This window comes from Olsenella sp. Marseille-QA0557 (assembly GCF_965119725.1).
GTDB classification, from domain to species: Bacteria; Actinomycetota; Coriobacteriia; order Coriobacteriales; family Atopobiaceae; genus Coprovicinus; species Coprovicinus avistercoris.
Window position 1 is genome coordinate 1,046,375 of sequence record NZ_CBCPMI010000001.1, and the last position, 16,018, is coordinate 1,062,392.

Annotated in this window: 21 protein-coding genes; 6 read left to right on the forward strand and 15 right to left on the reverse strand. The window is 56.5% G+C overall.

Going from position 1 to position 16,018, the window contains the following annotated elements; genetic code table 11:
• The first annotated feature begins 65 nt into the window (after window positions 1-65).
• Window positions 66-1,658 (forward strand): glutamine-hydrolyzing GMP synthase, encoded by a 1,593-nt coding sequence (gene guaA, locus ACQY6Y_RS04730; protein ID WP_428379158.1) that lies wholly within the window; start codon window positions 66-68, stop codon window positions 1,656-1,658.
• Between the two features lie 195 nt (window positions 1,659-1,853).
• A complete protein-coding gene (locus ACQY6Y_RS04735) occupies window positions 1,854-2,162 on the forward strand; it encodes a hypothetical protein (RefSeq protein ID WP_428379159.1) in 309 nt (102 codons plus the stop codon).
• Window positions 2,163-2,223: 61 nt separating this feature from the next.
• Here ACQY6Y_RS04735 and ACQY6Y_RS04740 read toward each other — a convergent pair whose 3' ends face one another.
• The 8 genes from ACQY6Y_RS04740 to ACQY6Y_RS04775 all read right to left on the reverse strand — a co-directional run bounded on the left by ACQY6Y_RS04740 (window position 2,224) and on the right by ACQY6Y_RS04775 (window position 7,081).
• Window positions 2,224-2,370, reverse strand: coding sequence for a hypothetical protein (locus ACQY6Y_RS04740; protein WP_428379160.1), 147 nt, complete (start codon window positions 2,368-2,370; stop codon window positions 2,224-2,226).
• Window positions 2,367-2,624: a hypothetical protein gene (locus ACQY6Y_RS04745; protein WP_428379161.1), complete on the reverse strand. Its 258-nt coding sequence runs from the start codon at window positions 2,622-2,624 to the stop codon at window positions 2,367-2,369. The genes ACQY6Y_RS04740 and ACQY6Y_RS04745 overlap by 4 nt, the downstream gene beginning before the upstream one ends.
• Window positions 2,609-4,009 carry a GH25 family lysozyme gene (locus tag ACQY6Y_RS04750; protein WP_428379162.1) on the reverse strand — a complete coding sequence of 467 codons (1,401 nt, stop codon included), beginning with the start codon at window positions 4,007-4,009 and terminating at the stop codon, window positions 2,609-2,611. The genes ACQY6Y_RS04745 and ACQY6Y_RS04750 overlap by 16 nt, the downstream gene beginning before the upstream one ends.
• On the reverse strand, window positions 3,999-4,238 hold the full coding sequence (locus tag ACQY6Y_RS04755) for a hypothetical protein (RefSeq protein ID WP_428379163.1): 240 nt from the start codon (window positions 4,236-4,238) through the stop codon (window positions 3,999-4,001). The genes ACQY6Y_RS04750 and ACQY6Y_RS04755 overlap by 11 nt, the downstream gene beginning before the upstream one ends.
• Before the next feature lies 1 nt (window position 4,239).
• Window positions 4,240-4,458 carry a hypothetical protein gene (locus tag ACQY6Y_RS04760; protein ID WP_428379164.1) on the reverse strand — a complete coding sequence of 73 codons (219 nt, stop codon included), beginning with the start codon at window positions 4,456-4,458 and terminating at the stop codon, window positions 4,240-4,242.
• Between the two features lie 101 nt (window positions 4,459-4,559).
• Window positions 4,560-5,051 (reverse strand): hypothetical protein, encoded by a 492-nt coding sequence (locus ACQY6Y_RS04765; RefSeq protein WP_428379165.1) that lies wholly within the window; start codon window positions 5,049-5,051, stop codon window positions 4,560-4,562.
• Window positions 5,048-5,320: an ECs_2282 family putative zinc-binding protein gene (locus ACQY6Y_RS04770; RefSeq protein ID WP_428379166.1), complete on the reverse strand. Its 273-nt coding sequence runs from the start codon at window positions 5,318-5,320 to the stop codon at window positions 5,048-5,050. The genes ACQY6Y_RS04765 and ACQY6Y_RS04770 overlap by 4 nt, the downstream gene beginning before the upstream one ends.
• 81 nt (window positions 5,321-5,401) lie before the next feature.
• Complete coding sequence (locus ACQY6Y_RS04775) at window positions 5,402-7,081, reverse strand: hypothetical protein (protein ID WP_428379167.1); 1,680 nt, start codon at window positions 7,079-7,081, stop codon at window positions 5,402-5,404.
• A 107-nt stretch (window positions 7,082-7,188) separates the two neighbouring features.
• Here ACQY6Y_RS04775 and ACQY6Y_RS04780 point away from each other — a divergent pair, with 107 nt between their 5' ends.
• On the forward strand, window positions 7,189-7,845 hold the full coding sequence (locus ACQY6Y_RS04780) for an HAD family hydrolase (RefSeq protein WP_428379168.1): 657 nt from the start codon (window positions 7,189-7,191) through the stop codon (window positions 7,843-7,845).
• Between the two features lie 3 nt (window positions 7,846-7,848).
• Here ACQY6Y_RS04780 and ACQY6Y_RS04785 read toward each other — a convergent pair whose 3' ends face one another.
• From ACQY6Y_RS04785 to ACQY6Y_RS04800, 4 genes are all read right to left on the reverse strand, one after another.
• Window positions 7,849-8,082: a hypothetical protein gene (locus ACQY6Y_RS04785; RefSeq protein ID WP_428379169.1), complete on the reverse strand. Its 234-nt coding sequence runs from the start codon at window positions 8,080-8,082 to the stop codon at window positions 7,849-7,851.
• Window positions 8,083-8,343: 261 nt separating this feature from the next.
• Window positions 8,344-8,955, reverse strand: a complete 612-nt coding sequence (locus ACQY6Y_RS04790) for a hypothetical protein (protein WP_428379170.1) — start codon at window positions 8,953-8,955, stop codon at window positions 8,344-8,346.
• A gap of 26 nt (window positions 8,956-8,981) precedes the next feature.
• Window positions 8,982-9,491, reverse strand: coding sequence for a hypothetical protein (locus ACQY6Y_RS04795; RefSeq protein ID WP_428379171.1), 510 nt, complete (start codon window positions 9,489-9,491; stop codon window positions 8,982-8,984).
• A gap of 405 nt (window positions 9,492-9,896) precedes the next feature.
• Window positions 9,897-10,313, reverse strand: coding sequence for a helix-turn-helix domain-containing protein (locus ACQY6Y_RS04800; protein ID WP_428379172.1), 417 nt, complete (start codon window positions 10,311-10,313; stop codon window positions 9,897-9,899).
• A 341-nt stretch (window positions 10,314-10,654) separates the two neighbouring features.
• Here ACQY6Y_RS04800 and ACQY6Y_RS04805 point away from each other — a divergent pair, with 341 nt between their 5' ends.
• From ACQY6Y_RS04805 to ACQY6Y_RS04815, 3 genes are all read left to right on the forward strand, one after another.
• The gene (locus tag ACQY6Y_RS04805; protein WP_428379173.1) at window positions 10,655-11,005 is read left to right on the forward strand and encodes a hypothetical protein; all 351 of its coding nucleotides are present in this window, start codon (window positions 10,655-10,657) and stop codon (window positions 11,003-11,005) included.
• A gap of 220 nt (window positions 11,006-11,225) precedes the next feature.
• Window positions 11,226-11,831, forward strand: coding sequence for a TetR/AcrR family transcriptional regulator (locus tag ACQY6Y_RS04810; RefSeq protein WP_428379174.1), 606 nt, complete (start codon window positions 11,226-11,228; stop codon window positions 11,829-11,831).
• Between the two features lie 149 nt (window positions 11,832-11,980).
• Window positions 11,981-12,691 (forward strand): GyrI-like domain-containing protein, encoded by a 711-nt coding sequence (locus ACQY6Y_RS04815; protein WP_428379175.1) that lies wholly within the window; start codon window positions 11,981-11,983, stop codon window positions 12,689-12,691.
• Between the two features lie 17 nt (window positions 12,692-12,708).
• Here the strand turns inward: ACQY6Y_RS04815 and ACQY6Y_RS04820 are convergent, their stop codons facing one another.
• The 3 genes from ACQY6Y_RS04820 to ACQY6Y_RS04830 all read right to left on the reverse strand — a co-directional run bounded on the left by ACQY6Y_RS04820 (window position 12,709) and on the right by ACQY6Y_RS04830 (window position 15,974).
• Window positions 12,709-13,113 (reverse strand): hypothetical protein, encoded by a 405-nt coding sequence (locus ACQY6Y_RS04820; protein WP_428379176.1) that lies wholly within the window; start codon window positions 13,111-13,113, stop codon window positions 12,709-12,711.
• A 181-nt stretch (window positions 13,114-13,294) separates the two neighbouring features.
• Entirely contained in the window at window positions 13,295-15,181 is a 1,887-nt protein-coding gene (locus ACQY6Y_RS04825; protein ID WP_428379177.1) for an oleate hydratase, read from the reverse strand.
• A gap of 178 nt (window positions 15,182-15,359) precedes the next feature.
• Window positions 15,360-15,974: a TetR-like C-terminal domain-containing protein gene (locus ACQY6Y_RS04830; protein WP_428379178.1), complete on the reverse strand. Its 615-nt coding sequence runs from the start codon at window positions 15,972-15,974 to the stop codon at window positions 15,360-15,362.
• Window positions 15,975-16,018 lie beyond the last annotated feature (44 nt).

Consider the following 16,018-nt stretch of genomic DNA (forward strand, 5'->3'; position numbering starts at 1 on the left):
CTGTAGAAAAGAGCGCCGCTGTCGTATGATGAATCAGCAAGTATCTGCCTAAAACGGAGGAATCTATGACCACCAGCACTGCAGAACAGCGTGTTGTTGTTCTCGACTTTGGCGCTCAGTATGGCCAACTCATTGCTCGTCGTGTTCGCGATTTGCATGTGTACTCAGAAATTGTGCCGTGCGATATTACAGCCGAAGAGCTTAAAGCCTTGCATCCTTCTGCAATTATTCTTTCTGGCGGTCCCGCCTCTGTTTATGCTGATGACGCCCCCGATATGGATGAGAACATCTTTGCTTTAGGTGTGCCGGTGTTGGGCTTTTGTTATGGCGAGCAGATGATGGCCACAAAGCTTGGTGGCCATGTTGCTCATACCGATGCTGGTGAATATGGTCCTGCAACGCTTAAGAGGATTGCCGATTCTGAGCTGTTGGCACATACGCCTGAGGATGGCCAAACGGTTTGGATGAGCCACCGCGATGCTGTGGATGCTGTTCCCGAGGGGTTTGTTGTCACTGCCCGCACGGAAAATTGCGCTATTGCAGCTTATGAATGTGCAGAGCGTCGCCTGTATGCCACTCAGTTCCACCCTGAGGTTCGTCATACCGAGTGTGGAACCACCATCCTTTCTAACTTCCTGTTTGAGATTTGTGGTCTTACCCCAAACTGGACCATGGAAGGCATTATCGAGGAGAAGGTTTCCGAGATTCGCGAGCGCGTGGGTTCAGATCGCGTGATTTTGGCTCTTTCAGGTGGTGTTGACTCTTCAGTAACAGCAGCTCTCGTTCATCGTGCTGTTGGGGATCAGCTCACCTGCGTTTTTGTCAACCACGGTATGCTTCGTGCAGGCGAGCCTGAAAGCGTTGAGCGTGTGTTCCGTGAGGAATTTGATATGCCGCTGGTTCACGTGCATGCTGAAGAGCGCTATGCACGTTTGCTTGCTGGTGTAACGGATCCCGAGAAGAAGCGCCGCATTATTGGTCGCGAGTTTTGGAAGGTTTTCTTTGAGGAAGCTGAGAAGCTCGATGGCGTGAAGTATCTTGCGCAGGGCACGATTTATCCGGACATTATTGAAAGTGGCGCACGTAAGACTGGCGGGAAGGCTTCGACCATTAAGAGCCATCACAATCTCATTCCGTTCCCCGAGGGTGTGCACTTTGATCTGATCGAACCGCTGGATCATTTCTTCAAGGATGAAGTTCGTGCACTGGGCACGGCACTTGGCCTGCCTGATGAGATGGTGTATCGCCAGCCGTTCCCCGGACCTGGTCTTGCGATTCGTATTATTGGTGAGATTACCGAGGAACGCCTTACTATGCTCAAGGCCGCTGATCTGGTGGTGCGCGAGGAGCTTGATGCATATAACCAGCGTCTGTATGAGGAAACTGGCGAGCGCAACTCCGAGCATAGCTGCTGGCAGTACTTTGCCGTCTTGCCCGATATTCGTTCGGTTGGTGTTATGGGCGATGAGCGCACGTACGGACGTACGATTGTTTTACGTGCAGTCGAGTCGAGTGATGCTATGACGGCCGACTGGGCAAAGATCCCCTATGACGTATTGGGAAGAATTTCCAGCCGTGTCGTGGGAGAGGTACCGGGCGTGAACCGTGTGGTTTACGACATTACACCCAAACCACCCGCAACGATCGAGTGGGAATAAAATTCGGGACAAAACGGTATTTCACACTCCACCCCGAAACACAACAAAACCGCAGGTCAGAAGTGGTGCGTTCGAGAAATCGGCGCACCACTTTTCTACACTAGAAAACGCTCCTTTCCGGATTATTTGTAGCGGAATTTGTGGCACCCCAGGAGCACCCACAGCGGTCCTGGGAACATGAAAGGAGATAAAAAGATGAACGAAACCAAGATGACCGAACTCACCCAAGCCGAAGACATGGCGTTCTTCCGGGCGGACCTCTGCCTGTACTCGCCGGAAAGCTACAGCCTCGAGGAGAAGAAGGAGATTTGCAACGACATGTTCAAAACGAGCAAGGCAATCCAGGACGCGATGCGCGCCGACTTCGAGCAGCTGCCCCCGGATGCCCGCGCCAGCCTCCTGAACATGCTCTGCGCCTCCGGCGTCGAGTCGCCCCAGTGGTGGTGGGACGTGCTCGTTGGCGAAGGCGATCCGCTCTACCGCGAGTTCGAGCCACTGCTGTAGTCCGAGCCCATACAGCAAGCAAGGAGGCCGTCTATCGTGAAGATAGGCGGCCTCCCGCATGTCATTCGCCCTTGCCCGCGCGCTTGCCGCGCTCGAACGCCTTGAACACCGGCACCAGCGGCAGGAACAGCGCCATCATCGCCAGGCACGCCACGTCGCCGAGGAGCCAGCCGACCTGGTCGGCCAAGAATTCCAGCCGCCGCCTCATGACAGCATCTCGTTCACACGCCGCTGCACGATTGAGTAGTACGACCCTAGCCGGCGCTTCCGCTCGTCGCCATTGCCGTAGTCGCCCCGGATCACCGCGCGGGCCATGGCATCGACGTCCATGGAGGTCGAGCTCGTGCCCGAGGCCCCAAGGATCTCGTTCACGCGCTGCTGCACGGCCGAGTACTTGTCGCCCAGGCGCCGCTTCCGCTCGTCGCCGTTGCCGAACTCGCCGGCGATCACGCGCCTCGCCATGGCGTCCACGTCGTAGGAGCCACCGGACGACCCGCCAAGCAGGATCCGGTTGACCTCCGCCTGCACCTCGTCGTAGCGCGATCCGAGCGCCTGCCTTCTTGCATCGCCATTTCGAACTCTCCGGCGATGACCCTCGCCGCAAGCGCTGAAACGTCGCCGGAGGGCGCACCAGAGCCGGTAGGGGTTGACGCGCCCCCGGTGTCGGCCTTGCCGTTGTAGTGGAGTATGCCGTCCCAGTGACCGCTGTAGTAGTCGTGGATCCAGCTCTCGCGTCCCGTCTGGTCGCCGGGCTCGCCGTCGATGCCGCCGGTCTCGCTGATGCTGAACTCGCCCAGCAGGTCGGCCGTACCGTCGTTGCGGATGCACATGGCCGTGTGGTTCTCCTCGTCGAGATAGATGTCGCCGCGAGAGGCGTTGAACGACATGGGCTTCCAGGAGAAGAGGCCCGAGCTCACGAGCATCTCCCGCATGCCACCGGTCCAGTTGTAGCGCGTGATGAGCCCGTCGTAGGCGGTGCCCGCAAGTGCCAGCTCCCATGCCTCGCAGACCGCGCTGGAGCAGTCACGGTCGCCCTTGGTCACGCGTACCGTGCCCGCGTCGGTCTGCACGCTGCAGTGCCCGCTCGTGCCGTGCCGCCCGGGCTGAGAGTACCCGTGCTCGGCGCAGTTGCAGAGGTGCTCCATGATCTGCGCTGCCATGTTCGCCCTGCTGATAGCCACTTCCTTCACCTCCCCGGCGCCAGCGGAGGCGCCGGCAACCGCGCAGAGCCTCCGCCAGTCGTCTTTCGTGCCGTAGAAGAGGTCGAGGTCAAGGTGCCCGCCGTAGCCGGGTATGCGCCCGGTGCCCGTGTACTGGAAGATCAGCGGAGAGGACCACGCCCCGAAGTCCCAGCCGTCGGTCCAAGGCTCGGAGAGGAACCCCGTCTCCTCGTAGTTCGGGTACTGCGCCACCCACAAGGGGTAGGTCTTGGCCACGCTGGACCAGTCATAGGAGAAAAGAACCGACTTGCTCGTGTAGATGCCCGGCGTCACTCCGGTCTTGGCCTTTACGCGGTCCAGCCACGTCTTCGCCCAGGCCACGCCCAGGTTCAGCGCGTCCGCCTCCCAGTCCAGGAACGGGATCGCCTTGCCCGCGTAAGGCTTGAAGGCAGAAATGAAGTGGTCAGCCTCCGCCTCGGCCGAGCCCTCGTACCCACGGTCGCGCGCGTAGTGGTAGCAGCCGAGCAGCTTGCCCGAAGCCAGCGTCTCGTCCGCGTGCCGACGGAAGCACTCGTTCGAGTAGCCCGCGCCGCCGGTCGCCTTCACGATCACGAAGTCGCAGGTGCCCATGGCAGAGACGACCAGGTCGTCCTGCCAGGAGCTGATGTCGATGCCGTTAAGCCCCACGCGCCTCACCCCTCGGGATCTCCGGCTTGTCGCCGTCGCCGCCGAGCGCGGCCATGATTGGCGAGAGCACCGCCATCACCAGAGCCACCACGAGCCCGCGCATGCTCGGGTCTAGCACGCACCAGCCCAGGATCAAATCGAGGTTGGCGATCACCACGCCAAGGACCCCCTGCACGATCGTTCGCAGGAGCCTCCACTGCCAGTCATTGCTTGCCAGGAACTCGTTCATGTCAGCCCGTCTTTCCCTTGAGGGTTTCGATGTCGTTCCGCACGACCGAAAGCCCCTCTTCCAGGCGGTATGTCCGCTCGATGAGCTGGTTGTGCTTCTCGACCTTTGCCGTGAGGGCGTCCAGCTTGACCTCCATGACGGCCCGGCTCTTAGAGTTGGAGAGGATCACCCCAATCAGCGTTACGACACCGGTAATGCACGCCACGATGATTGACTCCATAAAGAACTGCCTCCCAAGGTCTCGACTTTCGTCCCCAGGGAGGCAGTGTCTGACTGCGTCACAAATTCAGTTTTAGTGGCTTTAAGCTCTGCGATTCCTAGCTACCAAGTAATGATGTTGTCCCTGCTGTGCTCTTCGCCATCAGCTCCTAGCCAGTGTGTCGTGATTACGAACTTGCTTGGTGAGCCGCTGACAAAGAGCACTGTTTCGTCGAAGCTCTCGCCAGGCTCCAGCCTTTCGAAGGGCTCCTTGTCCTGCATGAACGCATAAGGCGCGTTGTCGTCGTCGCATTCGCAGGTAACGTTGGTCACCGTGGTTCCACCAGTGTTTGCAATACGTATGTGATGGCTTTTCAGTCCGACTAAGACGTGTCGAGCTTCTACTCTCGAGGATTCGCGTTTCTCTGCAGCCTGTTCCTCTTTCTGCAGCTGCAGCTCATGAAGCCGCAGTTGCATCTCGGCCAACTGTTCGCTACGCTCCTTGTCGCGCTTGTTCAGCCTGTAGTTCATTACAAAACTGATAATTGCGACTAACAAGCTGAGACCCGATATAACGATAGGCGCCAAGGTGGCAAAAGTAGGATCTATAGTCATTTGATCTTCCAGCCTTGCTTCTTGAGAGCCTTCTTCAAGTCTTTAGCTAGTTCATCGACAATGTCGTCGCCCATGTCGCTAACCGTCATGTCAATTGATTCGGCGTTTGCTTCAATAAGCTCCGCCCTTGTGAATGTTCTCCCACAATGAGCGCAGGTAAACGCCCAGTCATCAGTAAAGTCTTGACCAGAAGCCGGCGTCTCGTATGCGAATTCCGTACATCCACATGTCGGGCAAGTCAGCGCCACTTGAACAGACAAATCGTCCATGTCCACCTCTCAACGATAGCTTTGTTGAACACAACAATTTTACCGCTGGAGGTGGACACAAAACGTACCTGTCTGCAACTGTTATGCCGCTGTCAGATACCCCGGCGTGCTCGCCGTGTCGATGCGGAAGTACGTGTACGCCGTCTTGCTGCTTGTCCACGCCGTGCCGTTGCCGCCCACGAGGCTTCCGCAGCTGTAGAAGCACTGAGAGCCCGTGATGCCGCTCGAAGGCAGCGCCCAGGTCGCGTCCGCATAGATCGTCGTCAGGTGCGAGCACCCCGAGAACGTGTAGAACAGGTCGGTGAGCGTCGACGGGTCGAAGCCTCGGAAGTCGATGGTCGTGAACGCGCAAGACGAGAACGTGTAGCGCATCGACCGCACGCCCGAGAGGTTCCCCAGGCCGCTCACGCTGGCAAGGTTCGTGCAGCTGTAGAACAGGTAGATCAGGTTGAGGTACGAGAACGTGGCCATGTCAGCCGCGAAGGTCGCGCTCGTGAGGTACTGCCGGTGCGTGCTGCCTGTCGTTCCCGTCCAGGGCGTGAAGCCGATGGCCTGGTACTTGCCGATGGCGCAGATGCGCCCGGAGGCCCTGAGAGCGCGGTTCGCCTCGGGTGTCGCCGTGGCAGTCAGAACCGCCTCGCCGTCCTCGTAGAAGTGCACCCAGTCACCCACGGCGATGTCGGTAATCCCAGAGTAGGTGGCGTCAATCGCCTGGGTGGATCCTTCCGCCACATAGCCCACGTTCTGAATCAGCCACAGTCTCGGGTGCAGGTCGGAGGCGTCAGCGCAACCAGAGAGATCTACAGATAGCACGCCGTTAGTGAGTGAAAGTGGGCTTTGTGGTGTGAAGGTCGTACCGTCGGCTCCCGCCGGTCCCTGTGGTCCCGTCGCACCGGTCGCGCCCGTTGGCCCCTGCGGTCCCACGAGGTCAGCCGAGCTCGTGCCGGACGCGCTCGTCACCGAGAGGACCGTCCCGTTCCAACTGTGCGTGCAGGATACGCCGTCGGTGCCGTCCGCACCGGCTGCACCCGTGTCGCCCTTCGCTCCGGTGTCACCCTTGTCTCCTTTGGGACCTTGCGGGCCAGTGGCGCCGGTATTGCCGGTGTCGCCCTTGTCGCCCTTCGGTCCCTGGGCACCGGTCGCACCCTCGGCAGTCTGCGTTACGGTGGCCGTGGGGCTGAAACCGTCCTCGCCATCCGCACCGTCGTAGTCGCCGCGTTGGGCAGCAGCCTGGATAGCCTCCGCAACTGCGCTCGCGCTGTCAGCCGCGTCCTCGGCGGCCTCAGCCGCCTCGTTTGCAGCGTCCGCAGCTTCGGTAGAGATCTCGATGACGTCCTCGTAGCGCTTGATGGTCTCCATAAACAGGGTGAAGCCGTCCTTGCTCTCTGTGCCACCGATGATGACCGGCTCGACGTGGATGGTGAATGCACGCGTGGAGATTGACTTGTCGTCCCAGCTCACCATGCACTGGGCGTCAACCACGCCCTCTTCCTCGCACATGGCGGCCGGGTAGTAAACCATGAACTGCCCAAGGGACTCGTCGATCTCCTCGAAGGGCTCGCACCCGCGAACGCCTGTCTTCTTGTGCTTCCAGATGAAGTAGACGTTTGCCCCGGTCAAGTCGGCGGCAGCGCCGCCCTGCCTAACATGGAGCTCGATGCCGCGCCCCGTCGCGTCAGCTGGTGAGGCGACAAGCCACTCCCCGAGCCGCTCGTCTGCTGCGTCCCAGATGAGCGTGTGAATGCCGTACCCTTCGAGCATGGCACCTCCCAAGTCGTGTCCAAACTGGTGGAATCATCCGCCGCCGTCACAAGCCGCATGGGCGAGGCGGTAGAATCGGGTCGGCGGCGACACGGGAGGTGGCGGCATTGGCGCTTGAGGCAGCGATATTCGATCTCGACGGGCTTCTGGTGAATACGGAGGTCGTATCCTGGCACATATACCAGGATATGCTCTCGCCCTATGGTCATGACATGACGCGCGAGGAGTACGCGCAGCTCTACAGCGGCAGAACCGAGCGCCACAACATCGAGGCCATCATCGAACGGTACGAGGTGCCCATGAGCGTCGAGGAGGGCTTCGAGTTCGTGGCCGAACGGGAGCGACACTACCACGCGCTCGACGTCGACCTCATGCCCGGCGCGAGGGACCTGCTCGCGTGGCTCACCGAACGCGGCGTGGCTGTCGCCCTCGCCTCGGCAAGCACGGAAGAGCGTGCGATCGGTCTGCTCGAGCAGAACGGCGTGCGGGGCCACTTCTCCCACTTCGCCTACAGTACTGAGGTGGCGCACGGCAAGCCCGCGCCCGACGTGTTCCTGCTCGCGGCCAAGAGATGCGAGGCCCACCCAGAGAGCTGCGTCGCCTTCGAGGACAGCGAGGCTGGCGTGCTCGCGGCACACGCCGCCGGCATGACCGTCGTGTGCGTCCCCGATATGCGTCGACCGGCCCCAGAGGTGCTGGACCTGGCACACGCGGTCGTCCCGACCCTAGCAGACGCGATTCCCGTGGTGGAGGCGATTCTGTAGAAATCAGAAGTCCAGGTCCGCCAGCTCGTCCAGGTCGTCGATTGCCTCGGTCACGGTGTTCTCAACGATGGTCACGGATGCCGCCGTGCTCAGGTTGCCGTCAATGCCGACGACGTCGTCCTGCAGCGCAGCCACACTCGCGGAAAGCACGCTCACCTGCTCGTAGTCCGCCTTCTGGGCCGTGCCCACGGTAACCCGGCACACAACGGAGTCTCCGAAGGTGCGCACGCGCTTCACGATACGCGCTATCACGCCGCCCTCGGGATCCTGGACGCGGCCGAAGGATCCGCACAATAGAACCGAAGCGCTCTGGCTGATGTCATTCTCGACATAAGCGTCATGCTCGATTACCTGAACCCTGCACGCGATATGTTCTCGTCGCCATGTGCGCGGGCGGTACTACATCTTCCTCGACGAAGCCCAGGCAACCCCTTAGGCGCTCGCCGATCCCAAGCGCTTCTGCGAGGACGTCTCCGGGTGTGCGATCGCCTCTGCCATCTACGACTGACGGTTGGCGGCGCCGTCAAGCCCCCTTCGGTCATTCCGTGCGGCATCATCCGCGGCGTCGCCATCCCGGTGCCCCCGAGGTGTCGCAGAGATGTTCGCGGCGACGATCTCCTCATCGTCCACACCCTTGATGTTGCAGCGAATGGAGAAGATGAAGCGTAGCAGAATGGTGAACAGCAGCAGGATGAGTGTTCCCATCACGAAGCCGAGCACGACATCCATGATGATCTGCGAGGGGATGATGAGCCAGATGGGTATGCGGCGTGCAAGGCGGAGCACTGCATATGCGACAGCGACGCCCGTGATGACGCGGGCGGGCTTCCAGACGCGACAGACGGCGACGATGGTGCGCACGCTCGCCATGATAAGGCCAACGATGACGGCGACAGTGGCGGCGCAGACGGCGACGCAGGCCACGATGAACACAAGGTCGACGTCTTCGTTGCCGGAGGCGATACTCGCGGCGACGATCGCGAGACCAAAGAGCGACCCGACCACCACTGCCGCTACTAAGGCGACGGCATCCTTGTGATGGCGGCCATGGACGAGATCGCTGACATACTGGATCTCTTCCTTGCGTGGCGGACGGTAGTCGAGGACCATAGGGCCTCCTCAAATCGAAGCTATCTTCACCCTACGGTGCGCATGTGGTGCGTCTGCAAGGTGACGGTCAGCTTTGTGTAAGGCGGGATCCGTCCGAGATGTTGCAAAACTGCGCAACGATGATACCGCGATGGTGTGCCGTCGTTGCCGTGGTGCGTTCGATGTGCAGCATAACCTTCTTTGTCGGCATTCTCAGTTATAGGGCAGTTATCTGCTGTGCACGCATGCCAGTGATAGTTACCATCGTATGCCCAATTGTTTGACCATGCATGTTCGTGAAGTATGGTGCCGCCAAAATTGCTTACTGTTCCGGTTCCATTGGTAACAGTAACGGTCATGGTAGCCGGGGCACTACAAAAGTCAGTGTATAAGTCACCATTTGCTTGCTCAGCAAATAAATTCAGTCTGTAAGTTCCATCTGCCACGGCAGAAAGAGGAATTGAAAGAGAACTAGAATTTGCGGGGTCCAAATCAGCGAATTTGCCATAGTACACAACATTGCCATCGGTATCAGCGAGTAAGCCCGACAGATACATATTGCTTTCTACACTCGCATTCGAGTAAAAAAATTGAGAAAGGAAGAACTTTGGGATGATTGCTCTACTGTAGCCTCGAAATCGAGGTTAAATCCATCGTCAATTTCGGTGAACTTAATCGGATGTTCGGTGTCGGTGGGTAGATTGCCCATGGCAGCAAAGCCTGATCCAACGATGGGTGAGCTTTTCCCTCTGTACTTGCAGACGATGCGAATAACGCATTGGAAAGATTCAGGCTCATTGCAGCATACATGGACGGCATGTCGTCTCGGTAATTAGTGGTAACCCAGTTACCTCCGCTTAAGCCTATACCCCTTTCACCCGTGCTATCGGTGGTGTAACCTGCTGGTCTAACAAGGAATTTCCTCCATGAGGAGTTGTGGAACGACAAGAGGTGTAAGGCGTTTACGCTTTCTCATCCTGATGATGAGCGATCTGGACAATGGCAAGACAAGCAAGTCCGATGCCCAGTAGACGGAATGCATCGTTGGGCTTTACCTCGTCTAAGACGGTGAGCGCTGTAACGCCTACTCCCATGGCGAGCGCGACAGCCTTGAAGACAAGCTCGACGAGAGGACGTACTTTCTGCGTCGTCGACTCACGCTCAGGTTTTTCCGCTTTTGCCTTAAGTAGTTCGTCTACCGTAACCCCTAGCTCTTCGGCGAGCTTGGGCAGTGAGGAGACATCGGGAAACGAAAGGTCTCGCTCCCACTTAGAGACAGCCTTGTCGGTAACACCCATTTTCCGAGCAAGGTCGAGCTGCGTCATACCTTTTTCCTTACGCAGTTTTGTAATCGTTGTTCCGAAGCTCTCTTGGCTCATGGTGGATTCCCTTCCTTGTGCGATTGTCGATGCCTGCATCATGTGATACTCGTGCCCGGCGCTCAACCGACCGTCAGTTTACTCTGCTCGACGGCCAGTTGAGTGCTAGTAGAGTGCTTTCTAGCTGTGGTTTTAACGTCAGGCTGCTTGCGACCCTCCTTGGTTGAGATCTTGAAGAGAAGAACTTCATCGCCGGCTTGTTCTCGTATAGGCGAAAGATCCACCTGCCATTGGAGGTTATTGCGGGAATCGGACACAGATATCCGTCCGTGCTCTTCTCCCAAATGCTGGTTCGCGCTGTAATGGGATTGTCAACAAGATGACCAAACAGGGGAGAAGAAATGAACACAGACAAAGCCTATGCGGAGCAACTCGCTGCTGAGTACGCGCCTAAGGATACCAGCAAAGTGGTTGCTCTTAGGAAACTCGATCGCCGTGCAAAGCTTCCAGCATCCATCTTCACGTATACGTTTGGAATCGTTGCGGCTCTCGTCATGGGCGTGGGGATGTGCCTTTCGATGGGTGTGATCGGCGGGGGTAGTGTGCTCGTGACAGGGATTGGTGTGATTGTTGGCATTATCGGCCTTGTTATGGCGGGTGTGAATTACCCGATCTATCGCCGCATTCTCGAGAATGGTAGGCGACGCTATGCAGCTGATATCATGCGTCTCGCGTCTCAGGTTGCGGAGTAAGGTGGATATGGGGATGTCCCGCAGGGTTTCAGGACTCCTCGGATGTCTTGGGCGGTGTTGTTCCATAATGCCGGTGGAAACCGGATCGTGGTAATCTCGCAGGCGACGTACACGTTTCTCGCCTTCGCGCAGGCGATTCATGCGTCCGTGCGCCGCCGTGGGGGGTGAGCCTGATTCGAGCTGCCGGCAGGGCTGAGAAGGTCGGGCCGTAGGGGGTCTCATGGCACAACGAAATAGCAGGTACTTCGAAACTGCCGAGCTCATGGACGAGGCATTTCTCGACCTTTTAGGTGAGAAAGACCTTGAGTTCGTAACGGTCAAGGAAATCTGCTCCCGTGCCGGGGTAAGTCGGTCAACGTTCTACCTGCACTACGAGTCGTTCGCCGAGCTCGTCGAGGAGAGCGTGCATCTCGTCTTCTTGCGGTTCCGCGATCATCTCGGTGCGTCGCGCGAGCAGATGACCTTCGAACGACTGGCAGCTGCTCCGGCCAAAGATCTCTACCTGGTCACCTTTGAGTATCTTGGCCCCTACCTCGAGTTCGTGCGGAACAACAGAAAGCTCATCTCTGCGTTCGTCAAAAACAGCTCCGGTCTCAGGTTGAGTGAGGCGTATGAGGCTCTGGAACACCACCTGATTGAGCCGATTCTGGACCGATTCCAAGTTCCCGAGTGCGAGCGGCCTTATCTCATGCATTTTTACCTAGGAGGCCTCATGTCGGTGCTTGAGGAGTGGATACAGCACGAGTGCGAGGATTCGGTCGATGAGATAGCGGGAATGATGAGCCGCTATTGCATGCCAAGTGGAACGCTTCGAGTTGACTCTTAGGTCTTCGCTGTAAGGTTTGAAAGCTTGATGTTTCTGGAGCCTTTATAGCCTCCGTAAGGCCAATGATTCAGTTATTTGTCATCACCTTATTGCGAACATATGTTCCCTATGGGATAATGTTGGCATCGTCTTCAATGAAGGAGGATCAGATGGCTTACGACTTCAAGAAAGAGTACAAGAGTCTGTATCTCCCCAAGCATAAACCCTCGATCATTGAAGTTCCTGCAATGACGTTTGTTGCTGTTGCCGGCGAAGGAGATCCTAACGAGGGGAGTGGCGCATACCAAATTGCACTTAATCTGCTGTATAGCTTCTCCTACACTGTCAAGATGTCGAAGAAGGGTGATTGGCAGCCTGATGGATACTTCGATTTCGTGGTCCCGCCCTTAGAAGGCTTTTGGTGGAGTGAGACTGGCATGTTTAATGGGTCTCACGTCGGTGATAAGAGTGCTTTCAGATGGGTGTCTCTTATCCGGCAGCCGGATTTTGTGACGCTTGAGGATTTCGAACGCATCTGCCAGATGATGATGCAGAAGAAACCCGAGCTCGCCGGGGAAATCAAGAGTGAGAAACTCAGACTCATCCGCTTCTCCGAGGGCCTGTGTGCTCAGATCATGCACAAAGGCGCCTACGATGATGAGCCCGCTACAATTGCTGACCTGGCGGAATTCATAGAGTGTCAAGGACTGCAGCCTGATACAGCTTCGGCAGACGGTCTTGAACCTGAGGATGTCCTCAATGCTCTCGATTGTGCTGGCAATGTGCCTTCAATCCGCCTCCATCATGAGATTTACCTCGGGGATCCCCGTAGAACCAAGCCTGAGTTACTCAGAACCGTTATCCGCCAACCCGTGATGTAAGAGAGTGACATACCTCGTTAGTCCAAGACTGCCCTCACAAGAGCTACGAAGCGCTCGGCATCCTTTTTCTTTTTGAAGTAGAACCGAAAGCCCTGTAGTGTTCCTTGTCCGTTACCGTAGACAAGCTCTTTGTTCAGGCTGACGCAGACTACTGTCGACTTAAAGAAAGGTATCCCGTTTTCAGAGACCTCGCAGCTCGCAATATCTGTGAGAAGATCAACACTCCACAAACCTGCGGCATTATCGGCAACAATCCGTCTGTTTGTGAGATATAGCTTGGACATATGTCCACCGAGAAACGCGTCAGTCTCGGTTCCAAAGCAGGAGAGCTTGGTTACAAAAACAACTTTTTCTCCATCGGCCAACATAGAATCGAGATTGGAATGAATTGCAGGTAGGGCATCGAGGTAGGCGGTGTCCACGGTCATCTCCGTTCTTGAGTTTATACACAACAATGCATGATTCGCATCAGGTGTGTAGGAGCGTATTTCTACAATGGTACCGGGCAGGTTTATTGAGAAACTATATGAAATGGCATAGCGCATGGCGGGGAAAGAGTAACCCTGCCATGCGCCGATGATTAGCCGATATAAGCCGAACTTACTAAATGGCCCCAAACTCCTTCAGAACGTTCTCAACATCAGTGTCTTCGATTTTCTTAAGCGCCTCCTTGAGGGCAAAGCGCTCGATGAGACCGAGCTTCATGTCGGTGATGGGCTTGCCGTCGCGCAGTTTCACACTTGCCATAAGCAGGTCGCGCACATCGAAGACGCTGCCCCACACCTCAGGTACACCGCGGTCTACGTCGCAGAGCGTGTAAACGGCTTCCATGCCGGTGCGCATGGAGTATTCGGTAGTGAAGATGGTGTCACGTGGTGTCTCAGCGAACTGGCCGATAAAGGCAAAGTTCACTGCGCCGTCGGGCACTACGTCGGGTCGGTCGCCTGCGGCGCGTGGCATAAAGAATGCCGTAATGTAGGGCATCATAACTGGCACTGTGTTGGCATGGTTTGCAGCAAGCTCAGGAATGCGCTCCTCAGGGACTCCCAGGTGGTAGAGCCACTCTTGGCAGATCTCTTCACCGGTGCATTCGCGCATGGGCTTCTTCACGAAGTTACCTGGCTTGTCTGGGAACAGACCATATACCCAGACGCAGAGCTCGTTCTTGGGCTGGTCACGGAACTGCTGCTGACGGTTAAGCGTCCAGCTCATGAGCCAGTTGGAATCGGTGCAGGTTACAATGCCTCCTGTAACCACGTGTCCGGAGAAGGGGTCGCGCTTGCAGATGGCCTGGATGTAGGGCGGAATCTCGCCGTCGAAGGTTGTTACTGTGGCGCTCATCCACTTGGACTTCTCCGGATCGCCGCAGAAAGCATCGGGATGGCCGAAGCTGGGATCCTGAGCCGCAATGCGACGCCACATATCCCAACCACCACCGGCTTTAATCTCAGGATTCCAAGCAGCAGGCTTATCCTGTGCTCCCATGGTGGAGTTCTCAACACAGCCACCGTTGGTGATGAAGACAAGGTCATCCTCGGTAAGGTCAATTGTTGTGGTAACGGCGTCTCCGTCGGCGTTGGTTTCATTCAGCACAATGCAGGTTGCGGTCTTCTTCACGGGTGTGCTGTACGGATTGCGCGGAAACGCTGCCTGCTGCATACGCTGAATAGTATCCTGACCAGTGCCAGTGCGAGCGCGCTCTGGTCCTTTGCCGCCTCCGATAGTGAACTGAATATCCTCGACCTTTGTATTGAAATGGAACTGTACGCCGGCGGTCTTGAGGTACTCAACGAGCGGCAGAATCATCGACTCATACTGGTTGTACCGGGTGAAGCGCAATGCTGAGAAGTCCGGCAGTCCTGCGATGTGGTGGATGAAGCGTTTGATGTAAAGCTTCATCTCGAGTGCGGAGTGCCAGTTCTCGAACGCGAACATAGTGCGCCAGTACATCCAGAAGTTGGAGGAGAGCACCTCGTCATCAAAGAAATCGGTGATAGGACGGTTATAGAGCTTCTCGTCTGGGGTGAAGAAGAGCTCCATGATTTCCATAGCTGCCTTGTCAGAGAGGCCAAATTTTCCTTCGCACCCAGCGTCATGCCCGCGATCTTTCGTTGCACGGCAGAGTGAATAGTTGGGGTCTTCCTTGTTGAGCCAGTAGTATTCGTCCAGAACAGAGATATTAGGCGTCTCGATGGAGGGGATGGAGCGAAACAGATCCCACATGACTTCGAAGTGATTATCCATCTCTCGACCGCCGCGCATAACATAGCCGATTCCGGGAATGTCTAGTCCGTCGCAGGCACCTCCGGGCACGCTGTCCTTTTCAAAGATGTGAATATTCTTCCCAGGCATTTGGGCGTCGCGCACGAGGTAGCATGCAGCGGAGAGTGCTGCTAGGCCCGTGCCAACAATATAAGCGCTTTTGTGCTCGATACCTTCAGGTTTCTTGGGGCGAGCAAACGCTTCGTAGTTTCCGCTTGAATAGTACATGGCCACACCTTTCGTACGTGCACATCGGGCGTATCCGATGCATCTCTTTTTATGGTGAAGCTGCAACGGTCGGTGCGCCATGGACAGAACGGTTGCTCTGTACAGTTCCTTATCAAACAGACTGCATTGTATAGATGGACAAGAAGAGAGATTTGATGTATGCGGTGAATGCATTCAGCTATAGTGCCGTGGACTGATCCGGAATATTACTATCGCTTCCTGCGATATAGCCACCAGGGATTTCGAAGCGGTCAAGTGCTGTCTCGATAGAACCATCCGAAATGATAGCGATATTTTGTACGAGTACTTCAGGACTGTCTTTCATACTTCGAGCAATCCAATCTCGCACCGTTCCGATAAAGGCGTGTGCAAAAAAATTTGCAATAAAGTCTTTATCCTGTTCATGCACGTATCTTTTCGCTGCATGTTCGTCTACCACATCTCGTACAAGGTTGTGCACCACTGGAAAAAAGATCCGCTCCATCTGATCGCGATCCATATTGTGGTAGACGTTCATGATGAAAGACTTATTATCTCGTAAGGCAAGGAAAATATTGAGAAGTCCTGTTTGCCAGGTATCTGCAGTTTTATTGCCGGCAATAATTCGAGCGGCATCCTCTGCACACGACCATTCAACCAGATCGTAGATGTCCTGAAAGTGATAATAAAACGTCATACGACTGATACCACAGTCATCGGTTATATCAGTGATTGTAATTTTGTTGAGGGGCTTTTTGAGCAAGAGATGCTTGAGTGACTCCTCAAGCGCTCGCTTGGTAAGCTGGCTTGACATGAGTTCCCCCTATGATTGTTTCTGTTCATATACCCGTCTTGAGC

Excerpts from the sequence above, each read along its gene's own strand:
- ACQY6Y_RS04765 (WP_428379165.1), bottom strand. The coding sequence starts at position 5,051 with ATGACTATAGATCCTACTTTTGCCACCTTGGCGCCTATCGTTATATCG.
- ACQY6Y_RS04775 (WP_428379167.1), bottom strand. The coding sequence starts at position 7,081 with ATGCTCGAAGGGTACGGCATTCACACGCTCATCTGGGACGCAGCAGAC.
- ACQY6Y_RS04745 (WP_428379161.1), bottom strand. The coding sequence starts at position 2,624 with ATGGCGAGGCGCGTGATCGCCGGCGAGTTCGGCAACGGCGACGAGCGG.
- ACQY6Y_RS04770 (WP_428379166.1), bottom strand. The coding sequence starts at position 5,320 with ATGGACGATTTGTCTGTTCAAGTGGCGCTGACTTGCCCGACATGTGGA.
- ACQY6Y_RS04760 (WP_428379164.1), bottom strand. The coding sequence starts at position 4,458 with ATGGAGTCAATCATCGTGGCGTGCATTACCGGTGTCGTAACGCTGATT.
- ACQY6Y_RS04790 (WP_428379170.1), bottom strand. The coding sequence starts at position 8,955 with ATGGTCCTCGACTACCGTCCGCCACGCAAGGAAGAGATCCAGTATGTC.
- ACQY6Y_RS04795 (WP_428379171.1), bottom strand. The coding sequence starts at position 9,491 with ATGTATCTGTCGGGCTTACTCGCTGATACCGATGGCAATGTTGTGTAC.
- ACQY6Y_RS04740 (WP_428379160.1), bottom strand. The coding sequence starts at position 2,370 with ATGAGGCGGCGGCTGGAATTCTTGGCCGACCAGGTCGGCTGGCTCCTC.
- ACQY6Y_RS04810 (WP_428379174.1), top strand. The coding sequence starts at position 11,226 with ATGGCACAACGAAATAGCAGGTACTTCGAAACTGCCGAGCTCATGGAC.
- ACQY6Y_RS04825 (WP_428379177.1), bottom strand. The coding sequence starts at position 15,181 with ATGTACTATTCAAGCGGAAACTACGAAGCGTTTGCTCGCCCCAAGAAA.
- ACQY6Y_RS04805 (WP_428379173.1), top strand. The coding sequence starts at position 10,655 with ATGAACACAGACAAAGCCTATGCGGAGCAACTCGCTGCTGAGTACGCG.
- ACQY6Y_RS04815 (WP_428379175.1), top strand. The coding sequence starts at position 11,981 with ATGGCTTACGACTTCAAGAAAGAGTACAAGAGTCTGTATCTCCCCAAG.
- ACQY6Y_RS04830 (WP_428379178.1), bottom strand. The coding sequence starts at position 15,974 with ATGTCAAGCCAGCTTACCAAGCGAGCGCTTGAGGAGTCACTCAAGCAT.
- ACQY6Y_RS04800 (WP_428379172.1), bottom strand. The coding sequence starts at position 10,313 with ATGAGCCAAGAGAGCTTCGGAACAACGATTACAAAACTGCGTAAGGAA.
- ACQY6Y_RS04755 (WP_428379163.1), bottom strand. The coding sequence starts at position 4,238 with ATGAACGAGTTCCTGGCAAGCAATGACTGGCAGTGGAGGCTCCTGCGA.
- guaA (WP_428379158.1), top strand. The coding sequence starts at position 66 with ATGACCACCAGCACTGCAGAACAGCGTGTTGTTGTTCTCGACTTTGGC.
- ACQY6Y_RS04735 (WP_428379159.1), top strand. The coding sequence starts at position 1,854 with ATGAACGAAACCAAGATGACCGAACTCACCCAAGCCGAAGACATGGCG.